Below are 11,164 nucleotides of genomic sequence, written 5' to 3'. Positions count from 1 at the left end.
GGTCAGTCACGACGGGCGGCGTCGGCGCGGGGGCGGCCGCCTCATCATCGTCATCGCTGCCACCGCAGGCGCTCAACAGGGTCACGCAAGCCAGCGACAAGGGCATGATGGCTCGCCGCAGGCGGGATACTTCGAACTGCATCTACAACACTCCAACGTCATGACGGCGTGCAACACGCAAGCCGCGAAGCGCGCAACTATGCGGGCGGGGAATGACGTGGGAATGACAGTGGCGCTATTTCATTTTGGACCGGGCTTCGGCCAACGCCTGCGTGATGATGGCGTTGGCGGTCCAGCGCACGACGTCGGTGACCTCGGGCAGGTCGAGCTTCCAGATGTCCTTGAGCACGAGGAACACCTCGGTGCCGTACACAAGCGACAAGGCCTGCGCGACGCGGTCCTGCTGCGCGGGCGTGAGCTCCGCGGCCAAGGGGGCGATGGCGCGCCTTAGGATGTCGACGCGATGGCCGCGCACCAGTTGAGGCTCGGCGCCCGCCTTGCCGGCGCTGGCCTGCGCATGCTGTTGCAGCGACACCTGAATGGCGGCGCGTAGCGGCGCCTCGTGCGCCGCCAGCCGCGGATACGCGAAGCGCAGCAGCTCATCGACGCGTGCCGCCGCGTCAGGTGCATCGGAATCCCAAGCAAGGATGGGGCCCAGGCTTTCGTCCACCACGGCGGCGATCAGCGCGCTCTGGCTGGGAAAGTAGCGGTAGGCGGTGGCGCGCGAGACATGGGCATGTTCGGCCAGCTCGGCGACCGAGGGCGTGACGCCCTGCGCCATCAGTTGCTGGGCGGCGTCGAGCAGGGTCTTGCGCATCCGGGCGCGCGGTCCGTGCGGGGGTTCGCCGCTGGCGGCCGCCTGCGGGCTGGCGGGGGCGATCAGCTTCGTGCCGGCGGCTGCCGCGGGCGCCTTGCGGGCAGGGGTTTCGGATTGACGTGAGACTGGTGTCTCAGTATGATTCTTTCGTCTCATTTCTGGATTCTACAGGCCTTTGGCCTCACATATCGAGGCGCGCACGCAGTGTAGCCGCCCGCGGAGGAGTCATGACGCATACCAAGCAGCGGGTCTTTGTCGCCGCGACCTACGACACCAAGGGCCACGAGGCCGATTACGTGGCGGATCTGCTCCGGCGCGAGGGGCTGGACGTGGTGTCGGTGGATGTCTCGACCTCGGGTGCGCCCAGCGCCGCGCAGGTCTCGGCGCAAGAGGTCGCGCGCTGCCATCCGGACGGCGCCGCGGCGGTCTTCACGGGCGACCGCGGCACGGCAATTGCGGCGATGGCCCTGGCGTTCGAGCTCTACGCCGCCGGCAACGCCGATATCGGCGCACTGCTGGGCCTGGGCGGATCCGGCGGCACGGCGCTGATCACGCCGGCCATGCGCGCGCTGCCCATCGGCACGCCCAAGGTGATGGTGTCCACGATGGCGTCGGGCAATGTCGCGCCTTACGTGGGGCCGTCGGACATCGCGATGATGTACTCCGTGACCGACGTCGCGGGCCTGAACCGCATCTCGCGCCGCGTGCTGGCCAATGCGGCCGGCGCGATCGGCGGCGCGTTCCGTCAGGCATTGGCCGCAGCGGCTGACGATGGCCGGCCGGCAGTGGGCATCACCATGTTCGGCGTCACCACCGCCTGCGTGCAGCAGGTGACGCCGCTCCTGGAGTCGCAATTTGATTGCCTGGTGTTCCATGCCACGGGGACGGGCGGGCAGTCGATGGAAAAACTGCTGGACAGCCGCCTGCTTGCCGGCGTGCTGGACCTGACCACCACTGAAGTCTGCGACCTGCTGTTTGGCGGCGTCCTGGCTTGCACGGACGACCGCTTCGGCGCGGTGGCGCGCACGGGCGCGCCGTATGTCGGATCGTGCGGCGCGCTGGACATGGTGAACTTCGGCGCGATGGACACCGTACCCGAGCGCTACCGCAGCCGCCGCTTCTATCCGCATAACCCGCAGGTCACGCTGATGCGCACGACAGCCGAGGAAAACACGCGGCAGGGCGAATGGATCGCCGACCGGCTGAACCGTTGCGACGGCCCGGTGCGCTTCCTGATCCCGGAAGGCGGCGTGTCCGCGCTGGATGCGCCGGGCCAGGCGTTCTGGGATCCCGAGGCCGACGCAGCGCTGTTTGCCGCGCTGGAGGCCAACGTGCAGCAGACGGCAGACCGCCGTCTGATCCGCGTGCCTTGCCACATCAACGATCCGCTGTTTGCCAAGACGGCGGTCGACCACTTTCTTGAAATTGCCGCACATTGAAGGATTGCCGCCATGCCGCGTTTTGACCGTAACGAACTGCTGGACAAGTTTCGCGCCATGGTGCGCGCGCGCACACCCATCGTGGGCGGGGGCGCGGGCACCGGGCTGTCGGCCAAGTGCGAGGAAGCGGGCGGCATCGACCTCATCGTGATCTACAACTCGGGCCGCTACCGCATGGCCGGCCGCGGCTCGCTCGCCGGTCTGCTCGCGTATGGCAACGCCAACGAGATCGTCGTGGACATGGGCCGCGAAGTGCTGCCGGTGGTCAAGAAGACGCCGGTGCTGGCCGGCGTGAACGGCACCGATCCGTTCTGCGATTTCGACGTGTTTCTGGATGATCTGAAACGCCAGGGTTTTGCCGGCGTGCAGAATTTTCCCACCGTCGGTCTCATCGACGGCAATTTTCGCGCCAATCTTGAAGAGACCGGCATGGGCTATGCGCTGGAGGTCGACATGATCCGCCTGGCGCACAAGAAGGGCATGCTGACGACGCCGTACGTCTTCAACGAGGACGATGCCGTGGCCATGGCGCGGGCGGGCGCGGACATCATCGTGGCGCACATGGGGCTGACCACCGGCGGGTCCATTGGCGCGGAGACGGCGCTGACGCTGGATGATTGCGTGGGCGCCATCGACCGCATTGCCGAGGCCGCGTTGGCGGTGCGCCCGGATATCATCGTGCTGTGCCACGGCGGCCCGATCGCCACGCCCGAGGACGCGGCGCACGTGCTGCGCGCGTGCAAGCATTGCCACGGGTTTTATGGCGCCAGCTCGATGGAGCGCCTGCCTACCGAACAGGCCCTGACGGCCGCCACGCGCGAATTCAAGAACCTGACCTTCTGACCTGCATTGCCGCAGTTTCCACCCTGATTCGACGCGCACTGCGTCCGCCGGAGCCGATATGCCGCATACCGTACACATCACCGCCATCGTCAACGCGCCGCTGGACAAGGTCTGGCCGCTGTTCCGCGACTTCAACGGCCTGGGCGGCTGGCATCCGGGCGTTGCAGAGAGCCGGCTGGAAGAGGGCGGCCGCCATGACGCGGTGGGTTCGGTTCGGCATCTGACGCTCAAGCCTTCTGGCTTCGTGCGCGAACAGTTGCTGATGCTGGACGATCCGAATACCGAGTTGCGGTATTCGATCATCGAAACCGACCTGCCGATGCGCGATTACGTCGCGGGTGTGTCGCTGCACCCGATTACCGAGGGCGGCGGCACGCTGGTGCAATGGTGGGCTGATTTTCGCGTTGAGGGCGCGGCGTTGAGTGATGTTGCCGCGGCGGTCGGGCAGAACGTGTTTGCGGCGGGATTGGCTGCGCTGGATGAGAAGCTGCGGGCGGGTGGCTGATAGCTTTTGGACGACGGTGTCTGACACCCGGGGAGCGTCGGGTCGAGCTTGCGGCAGCGTTTCAGGGGTGTCAGACACCTTTGCGCGAGGTGGTGGCGGTGTCTGACACCCTGGTGAGATCGGCTTGCACTTGCGGCAGCGTACCTAGGGTGTCAGACACCTAATGGCATTGGCGGCGCCGATCAGCGCGGTGGTGACGCCCGCACACCTAGTGCTTCTGCCGCGCAGCGGACAGGCGGCGGCAGCCTGCGGGCAGCTGGGCCGTGCGCAGGTAGTCGTGAATTGACGCGATCAAGGCCTGTGCGGCCGGGCTCAGTGGGTATTCCTTGTTGCAGATGATGCACAGCGTGCGCACCACCGTTGGCCGTGCCAGCAGCGCGTAGCCCAGTCCCGGCTCCATCACGCGTTGCGCGGCCAGCGCCGGCAGCAGCGCCACGCCCATTCCCGCCTTGACCAGCGCTGCCTGCGACGTTGTGCTGGATGCCTCATAGAACGGCGCCGCCGCCTCGATCGGCAGATCGGCGCGGGCGCGCAGCAGCGCCATGATGCCCGTTTCATCCACCACCCCCACCAGCTTGCGGCCGGTCAGGTCGGACCAGCGCATGGCGCCGTCGCGTCCCGGACGCAGGGTGGCGTCGTCCTGGCGGTATAGCACGCCGAAACGGTCTTCCAGCAAGGCGTCGAATTGCAGGCCGGGGGCGTCGGCCCAGCGGCTGGTCAGGCCGAAATCGACCTCGCGCGCGGCCACCTTGCGCTGGATGCGGCCGGAGTTGTCGTCGCTGAGATAAAGCCGCACGGCCGGATACTGCGCGGCGAACACGGCGGCCGCGGGTGCGATCAACTGCGTGATGGCCGACGGCGCGGCCGCCACGCCCACGCGTCCGCGTTCCAGGGCGCCAAAGCGCACCACGTCCTCGATCACCCCATCGAAATCCGCCAGCAGCCGCATGACGCGCGGCAGGAATTCCTCGCCGGCCGGTGTCAGCAGCACGCGCCGGCTGGTGCGCGCAAAGAGCTGGGTGCCCAGCGCATCTTCCAATTGGCGCACCAGGCTGGTGACGGACGATTGCGTCTGGAACAGGCGCTTGGCGGCATGCGTGAAGCTGGACTCCTGGGCCACGGCCACAAAAGCGGTCAGGTGCTTCAAGGTGACGTGTTTGGGCAGGCGATGCATTTCAAAACGCGATAGATGGATCAATAAAAACAATTTTTCCAGATTGATCGCGCGGACGATACTAGGTCCTTCACCAAGGCAGGAACACCATGCAGGGGACTTTGGATCTGATCATCGAAGGCGGCTGGCTCATCGACGGGCTGGGCGGCCCGCGGCGGCGCGCCGACGTGGGCGTGGCGGGCGAACGCATTGTGGCGATCGGCGACTTGGCCGGGACGGCGGCGGTTGCTCGCGTGAATGCCGCCGGCAAGATCGTCGCGCCCGGCTTCATCGATGTGCACGGTCACGACGATCTGATGTTCGTGGAAAAGCCCGACCTGGCGTGGAAGACCAGCCAGGGCATTACCTCGGTCGTGGTGGGCAATTGCGGCGTCAGCGGCGCACCCGCGCCGTTGCCGGGCAACACGGCCGCCGCGCTGGCGCTGCTGGGCGAGACGCCGCTTTTTGCCAGCATGACGCACTATTTCGACGAGCTGCGCGAGCGCCAGCCCGTCATCAATGTGGCCGCGCTGGTGGGGCACGCGAACCTGCGCCTTGCCGCGATGCGCGATCCAACGGCGCAGCCCACGCCCGACGAACAAGCCGCCATGCAGCAGATGCTGGCCGACGCGCTGGATGCGGGCGCCGTGGGCTTCAGCACCGGTCTGGCGTATCAGCCGGGCGGGGCGGCGCAGCCGCCCGAGCTGGAAGGGCTGGCCCGCGTGGCCGCGGCGCGCGGCGCGATGCACACCAGCCATATCCGCAATGAGGGCGACGCGATCGAGGCGGCCGTCGACGAGGTGCTGGCCATTGGCCGCAACACCGGCTGCGCGACCGTGCTGTCGCATCACAAGTGCATGATGCCGCGCAATTGGGGCAAAAGCGCCGTCACGCTTGCCAACATTGACCGCGCCCGCGCCGAGGGCGTGGACGTGGCGCTGGACATCTACCCGTATCCCGGCAGTTCCACCATCCTGATTCCGGAGCGCGCCGACACCATCGACGACATCCGCATCACGTGGTCGACGCCCCACCCCGAATGCAGCGGCGAATACCTGAGCGATATCGCGGCGCGCTGGGGGTGCGACAAGACCACGGCAGCTGAACGCTTGTGCCCGGCCGGCGCGATCTATTTCGCGATGGACGAGAACGAGGTCCGCCGCATCTTTCAGCACGAGTGCTGCATGGTCGGATCCGACGGTCTGCCGAACGACGCGCATCCGCATCCCCGGTTGTGGGGCAGTTTCACGCGCGTGCTGGGCCGCTACGTACGCGAGGCCCAGCTCGTCACGCTGGAGGCGGCGGTGGCCAAGATGACTGCGTTGCCGGCCCGCGTCTTCGGGCTGGCGGACCGTGGCCAGATTGCCGTTGGCGCGTGGGCCGACATTGTCGTGTTCGATGCCGAGACGGTGATCGACCGCGCCACGTGGGAAGCGCCGACGCTTGCGTCTGCCGGCGTGGAACACGTGCTGGTCAACGGCACGCTTGTCTTTCCGGCCGCGGCAGGCACGTCGCGTCCCGGCCGGATTCTTTGCCGCGATCAGGCCGCGGCAAAGCCGCTTTCATGACCACACGCTTTTCATAACAACAGCCCTACCAGGAGACCCACCATCATGTTCCGCAAGACTTGCGCCGCCCTGGCACTGGCCGCCGCGCTGCCGTCCGCCCACGCCGCCTTTCCCGACCGCCCCATCACGCTGATCGTGCCGTTCCCGGCGGGCGGCCCGACGGACATCGTCGGCCGTGTTGCCGCGGCCAAGGCGGGCGAGATTCTGGGCCAGCAGATCGTGGTGGAAAACCGCACGGGCGCGTCGGGCACTATCGGCATGGCGGCCACCGCACGCGCCAAGCCGGACGGCTACACCGTGGGGCTGGCCACCGTCAGCACGCACGGCACGGCGCCGCATCTGTTTCCCAACCTGGCCTACGACCCGGTCAAGGATTTCACGCCCATCAGCAACCTGGTGACGAGCCCCAACATCCTCAGCGTGAATCCGAGCTTTCCGGCCAAGACGCTGGCAGAGTTCGTGACACACGTGCGCGCCAATCCCGGCAAGGACGGTTACGCGAACGCGGGCGCGGGCGGCGTGAACGACCTGGGCATGATCTGGTTCCTGCAGATCATCGGCGGCAAGATGAACAGCATTTCGTATCGCGGTTCGGCCCCGGCGCTGACCGACACGGTGGGCGGCGTGGTGCCGGTGATCTTCGACAACTTTCCGTCGTCGCTGCCGTACGTCAAAAGCAGTCATCTCAAGCCGTTGGCGATTACCGGGACGGCCCGCAATCCGCGCCTGCCGGATGTGCCGACGTTTGCCGAGCAGGGCTACAAGGACTACGACGTGACGGCCTGGTACGGCGTGGTCGGTCCAGCCAACATGCCGGCCGACGTGCGCGACAAGCTGGCGGATGCCTTTGCCCGCGCCGTGCGCGATCCGGCGACGGCGGCAAAGATGGAAGAGACGGGCGCGTTCCCGCTGGGCAACACGCCGGCGCAGTTTGGCGAGCAGATCAGCACCGAACGCGATCGCTGGAAGACGGTGATCGAGCGCGCGCAGATCAAGCTGCAGTAAGGGCCTGCGAAACGCAAGAACGCTGGCGCGTCTTCAGTACACGTCGCGCCGGTAGCGGCCGGCGTGCTGCAGGGCTTGCAGGCGGTCCGCGCCCAGGATGTCCTGCAGCGCGGCATCCACGCCGCCCGCCATGCCTTGCAGGCTGCCGCAGACATACACGGCAGCGCCGGCGTCCACCCAGGTGCGCACCGCGTCCGCCTGTTCGCGCAAACAGTGCTGCACATAGCGGCGTTCGGCCTGATCGCGTGAAAACACCGTATCCACGCGTTCCAACGTGCCGTCTTGCCGCCACGCGTCGATCTCTTCACGGCAGAACCCGTCGCAGGCGGCATTGCGTTCGCCAAAGACCAGCCAGTTGCGGCGGTGGCCGGCGGCGCGGCGCGCTTTGATGAGCGCGCGCAGGCCCGCAAGGCCGGTGCCATTGCCGATCAGAATCAACGGGCGGTCGTCAGCCGGCGGGTGGAAATTGCGGTTCGCGCGCACACGCAGCGCGATTTCGTCGCCCGTCTGCGCAATGTGCGTGAGCCAGCCGCTGCCCAGGCCCGGCGCGCCGTCGGCACCGCGCATCTGGCGCACCAGCAGCTGGATGGCGCCGTCGGCGGGCAGCGACGCGATGGAGTATTCGCGATGCGCCTGCAACGCGCCGCCGCGTTCACGACGGGGGCCGATTTCTGCGATGTCGCCCGCCTGCCATGCGGCCGCGTTCTCGGGCGGGGGCGTCAGCGTCAGCAGGAAGCAGGGGCCGCCCTGGCTGCCGGGATTCAGCAGCGTCCGGCTGGCCAGGCGCCAGGTGTTATAGACGGGCGCCTCCCAGTCAGGCAAATCGCTGCGGCCGGCCAGCAGGCCCAGGTGATGCTGCCAATGGCGCAGCGCGGCCGCGTCGTCGTTGTCGACTTCGACCAGGTCGAACAGCGGCGTCGCGCCTTGCGCGTGCAGCCACTCGTTCAATCGGTGGCCAAAGCCGCAGAACTGTGCGTATTCGCTGTCGCCGAGCGCCAGGACAGCATATTGCGCGCCTGCCAGTGCGGCGCCTTGCGGCGTCTCTTGCATCTGGCCGGCAAAGGCCGCAGCCGCATCGGGCGGATCGCCCTCGCCGTAGGTGCTGACGACAAACAGCATGCGCCGGTAGGCGGCCAGGCGTTGAAGGTCCAGTTGACCCAGCGAGGCGACGCGTACGGTCAGGTCCCCGGCGCGCAGAGAGTCGGCGGTCTGCATGGCCAGCGACTCGGCGTAGCCGGTCTGGCTGGCGTAGGCCACCAGCACGGCGTCGTCGGACGCCGGTGCGTCGAGCGCCTGCATCGCCAGCATCTGTTGCGCCTGTTGCCGGCGGGCGCGCTGCCAGGCCCACAGGCACAGCAGCAGCCAGGTCAGCACCACGCACGTTGCCGCGATCAACCGGGTATGCAACATGGGCATTCAGGGCGCGAGGGCCAGGGCCTCGAACTGCGGCGTGGCCATGACGCGCCACGCGTCTTCGCCGCGCACGATGAACAGCGCGGCAAGCGCATGGCGGCGCGCATAGGCCATCCCGTCAGCTTCGCCCAGCACTGTCAGCACGGTGGCCAGCGCGTCGGCCTGCATGCAAACGGGGTGCAGCACGGTCACCGAGGCCACCGCATTGCGCACCGGGTGGCCGGTGCGCGGGTCGAGCGTGTGGGCGTAGCGCGCATCGCCGTCGCCCGCATGGCGCCGGTAGTCGCCCGACGTGGCGATGCTGCAATTGTGTAGCGGCAAGGCCAGCGCATGCTCGTCGCTGGCGTCGGGAACCTCGATGGCCACACGCCAGGATTGTCCGTCGGGACGTTTGCCGCGGGCGCGCAATTCGCCGCCGACTTCCACCAGGTAATCGGTGATCCCCAAGGCGTCGAGCGCCATCGCCGCGCGGTCCACGCCGTACCCCTTGGCGATGGACGACAGGTCCAGATAGACGCCGCCGGGCTGCCAGGCGGCACGGCACTCTTCGTCCAGCGGCACGCGCCGCCAGCCGCAGCGATCACGCGCGGTCTGGATGGCGGCGGGCGAGGGCGGTTCGAAGGCGCGCTGGTGCGGCCCGAAACCCCACGCATTCACTAGCGGCCCCACGGTGGGATCGTAGGCGCCGCCGCTGTCCTCGGCCAGCATCAGCGCATGATGCAGCACATGGAGGAACTCGGGCGGCAGCGCCTGCCAGCCGGGCTCGGCGCGGTTGTAGCGCGTGATGTCCGAGTCTGCTTCCCAGGTGCTCATCTGCGCGACGACCTGATCCAGCGCGGCCTGAATACCTTGCCGTGCCGATGCTTCCGTTACGCCTGCGGGCAGCGCCAGGCGCGCGGACCAGGTGGTGCCCATGGTGGCGCCTGCCAGCGCGGCCGGGCGCGCTGGCATTGCGCCGTAGGCGACGCGAACGGCCGACGCCGCCGCGTTGCGCGGTGCGAAAGAAGGGGAGGTCGCCACGCGCGCGCCTTTGCCTTACGGTTGCAGCACTTCGACGGTGCCGGCGTACGACAGGCGGCGCTTCTTGGCCTGCGGCACGGTGACCTTGGCGTCTTCCATGCCGGCTTCGATCCAGTACAGGCCCGGCTGCGGCCACTTCACCGAGAACTTGCCGTCCTGGTCGGTCTTCAGTTGGATTTCGCCGACCTTGTCGCGATAGCGGCTGCCGCCGGGCACCACGTTCACCTCCAGGTCCGCGGCGGGCTTGCCGTCCAGCAGCATCTGGAACGTGCCGGCCTCATCGGTGAAGAGGTCATTCGGGTGCGTCACCGGCGCCAGCTCCAGGCCGCGTCCCACGGGCTTGAGGGCCGACGGCTTGCCGGCAGTGACGAAGGTCTCGACCCGGCCCAGGCTTTGCGAGACTTCAAGCTCGTCGGCCTTGGCCGGCACGGCCTGCGCCATGCCTTCAACCTTGCCGAAGTAGCGCTTGTTCTTGCCGTCTTCCTTCCAGCGCGCGAACACGCCGTCGTTGACCACGGCAACGCGGTAGGTGCCGGCTTGCTTGATCTGCAGGTCGAACGTGCTGCGCAGCTTGCCGCGGTTGATGTTCTCGGCTTCGGCGGCATTGCCGTCCGGCGCGGTGACGGTCAGGCCGTCCAGGCGCAGCGGCGCGTGGTTGAAGTAGAACTTGTCGTTGCCGACCGCGGCGTCCACGGTGATCCAGCTGTCGGTACCCGACAGCACCGTCGAAGACGGCACGATCCAGACGTCATGGGCGTGAGCGGCAAAGGGCAGGCACAGCGCCAGGGCGGCGGCCAGTTTGGCGGCGGATTTCATCGTTGCGTTCCTTGCGTTTCTAAAGGGGCTCGTCACGAGGCCGGTCAGGGTTTGAGATCGAGCGCGATGGCGCCCAATTCGTGCTCGCCGCGCGCACTTAGCTGCTCGGCCTTTTGCGGCGGCCACTGGAAGGGGATGCGCACCAGTTCGCGGCCGCCCACTTCGCGCGCGGCTTCGACCACCACCGCGTACTGGCCGGGCTTGAGCTGCGCAAGTGGCTTGCTGGCCGCGTCAAACGACAGCGCATGCTTGCCCACGGGCTTGGTCGCGCCGCTGACGCCGTCCACCGGGAACTGCTGGTTGCGGCCGCTGCGGCGCCACCACTGGCGCATGTCCTTGAGCCACTCGGTGCCTTCGTTGTTCTTCTTGGCCACGTCGTACCAGACGGCCAGGTCGGTGGCCACGCTCTGGTCGGGGTTCTCGATCCAGATCGCCACGTACGGGCGATGGTATTCGGCCACATCCAGGCGCGGCACCTCGATGGACAGGCCGATGTCTGCCGCATGGGCCGTTCGGGCGATCAGGCCGGCGAGCAGCGCCGGCAACAGCAACTTGCGCATGGAAATCTCCAGGGCGTATCGATGG

The 11,164-nt window shown here is 67.9% G+C and carries 11 protein-coding genes; 5 read left to right on the top strand and 6 right to left on the bottom strand.

The window, feature by feature from the left end; translation table 11 throughout:
- Positions 1–235: 235 nt before the first annotated feature.
- Positions 236–883: a TetR/AcrR family transcriptional regulator gene (locus tag AC6LJW_RS25295; RefSeq protein WP_056566726.1), complete on the bottom strand. Its 648-nt coding sequence runs from the start codon at positions 881–883 to the stop codon at positions 236–238.
- Between the two features lie 161 nt (positions 884–1,044).
- Between AC6LJW_RS25295 and AC6LJW_RS25290 the strand changes: the two genes are divergently transcribed.
- The 3 genes from AC6LJW_RS25290 to AC6LJW_RS25280 are packed head-to-tail and all read left to right on the top strand — an operon-like array spanning position 1,045 to position 3,604.
- Positions 1,045–2,256 (top strand): Tm-1-like ATP-binding domain-containing protein, encoded by a 1,212-nt coding sequence (locus tag AC6LJW_RS25290; protein WP_498088552.1) that lies wholly within the window; start codon positions 1,045–1,047, stop codon positions 2,254–2,256.
- A gap of 12 nt (positions 2,257–2,268) precedes the next feature.
- The gene (locus AC6LJW_RS25285; protein WP_056562787.1) at positions 2,269–3,099 is read left to right on the top strand and encodes a phosphoenolpyruvate hydrolase family protein; all 831 of its coding nucleotides are present in this window, start codon (positions 2,269–2,271) and stop codon (positions 3,097–3,099) included.
- A 58-nt stretch (positions 3,100–3,157) separates the two neighbouring features.
- Positions 3,158–3,604: an SRPBCC family protein gene (locus AC6LJW_RS25280; RefSeq protein ID WP_056562784.1), complete on the top strand. Its 447-nt coding sequence runs from the start codon at positions 3,158–3,160 to the stop codon at positions 3,602–3,604.
- Between the two features lie 208 nt (positions 3,605–3,812).
- Here the strand turns inward: AC6LJW_RS25280 and AC6LJW_RS25275 are convergent, their stop codons facing one another.
- Positions 3,813–4,778, bottom strand: coding sequence for a LysR family transcriptional regulator (locus AC6LJW_RS25275; protein ID WP_498088550.1), 966 nt, complete (start codon positions 4,776–4,778; stop codon positions 3,813–3,815).
- A gap of 89 nt (positions 4,779–4,867) precedes the next feature.
- Here AC6LJW_RS25275 and AC6LJW_RS25270 point away from each other — a divergent pair, with 89 nt between their 5' ends.
- Positions 4,868–6,325, top strand: coding sequence for an N-acyl-D-amino-acid deacylase family protein (locus tag AC6LJW_RS25270; RefSeq protein ID WP_498088548.1), 1,458 nt, complete (start codon positions 4,868–4,870; stop codon positions 6,323–6,325).
- 45 nt (positions 6,326–6,370) lie between these two features.
- Positions 6,371–7,330 (top strand): tripartite tricarboxylate transporter substrate binding protein BugE, encoded by a 960-nt coding sequence (locus AC6LJW_RS25265; protein WP_498088546.1) that lies wholly within the window; start codon positions 6,371–6,373, stop codon positions 7,328–7,330.
- 33 nt (positions 7,331–7,363) lie between these two features.
- Here AC6LJW_RS25265 and AC6LJW_RS25260 read toward each other — a convergent pair whose 3' ends face one another.
- The 4 genes from AC6LJW_RS25260 to AC6LJW_RS25245 are packed head-to-tail and all read right to left on the bottom strand — an operon-like array spanning position 7,364 to position 11,139.
- Entirely contained in the window at positions 7,364–8,740 is a 1,377-nt protein-coding gene (locus AC6LJW_RS25260) for a sulfite reductase subunit alpha (protein WP_498088544.1), read from the bottom strand.
- Positions 8,741–8,746: 6 nt separating this feature from the next.
- A complete protein-coding gene (locus AC6LJW_RS25255) occupies positions 8,747–9,763 on the bottom strand; it encodes an FAD:protein FMN transferase (RefSeq protein ID WP_498088542.1) in 1,017 nt (338 codons plus the stop codon).
- Positions 9,764–9,778: 15 nt separating this feature from the next.
- Positions 9,779–10,579 (bottom strand): DUF4198 domain-containing protein, encoded by an 801-nt coding sequence (locus AC6LJW_RS25250; RefSeq protein WP_498088540.1) that lies wholly within the window; start codon positions 10,577–10,579, stop codon positions 9,779–9,781.
- 44 nt (positions 10,580–10,623) lie between these two features.
- Positions 10,624–11,139, bottom strand: coding sequence for a DUF2271 domain-containing protein (locus AC6LJW_RS25245; protein WP_056562769.1), 516 nt, complete (start codon positions 11,137–11,139; stop codon positions 10,624–10,626).
- Between the last annotated feature and the right edge of the window lie 25 nt (positions 11,140–11,164).

Source organism: Achromobacter sp. 1012554356 (assembly GCF_059760815.1).
The sequence above is the reverse complement of the archived record's forward strand: the minus strand, read 5'-3'. Positions and strand labels throughout refer to the sequence as shown.

Excerpts from the sequence above, each read along its gene's own strand:
- AC6LJW_RS25290 (WP_498088552.1), top strand. The coding sequence starts at position 1,045 with ATGACGCATACCAAGCAGCGGGTCTTTGTCGCCGCGACCTACGACACC.
- AC6LJW_RS25285 (WP_056562787.1), top strand. The coding sequence starts at position 2,269 with ATGCCGCGTTTTGACCGTAACGAACTGCTGGACAAGTTTCGCGCCATG.
- AC6LJW_RS25280 (WP_056562784.1), top strand. The coding sequence starts at position 3,158 with ATGCCGCATACCGTACACATCACCGCCATCGTCAACGCGCCGCTGGAC.
- AC6LJW_RS25275 (WP_498088550.1), bottom strand. The coding sequence starts at position 4,778 with ATGCATCGCCTGCCCAAACACGTCACCTTGAAGCACCTGACCGCTTTT.
- AC6LJW_RS25270 (WP_498088548.1), top strand. The coding sequence starts at position 4,868 with ATGCAGGGGACTTTGGATCTGATCATCGAAGGCGGCTGGCTCATCGAC.
- AC6LJW_RS25265 (WP_498088546.1), top strand. The coding sequence starts at position 6,371 with ATGTTCCGCAAGACTTGCGCCGCCCTGGCACTGGCCGCCGCGCTGCCG.
- AC6LJW_RS25260 (WP_498088544.1), bottom strand. The coding sequence starts at position 8,740 with ATGTTGCATACCCGGTTGATCGCGGCAACGTGCGTGGTGCTGACCTGG.
- AC6LJW_RS25250 (WP_498088540.1), bottom strand. The coding sequence starts at position 10,579 with ATGAAATCCGCCGCCAAACTGGCCGCCGCCCTGGCGCTGTGCCTGCCC.
- AC6LJW_RS25245 (WP_056562769.1), bottom strand. The coding sequence starts at position 11,139 with ATGCGCAAGTTGCTGTTGCCGGCGCTGCTCGCCGGCCTGATCGCCCGA.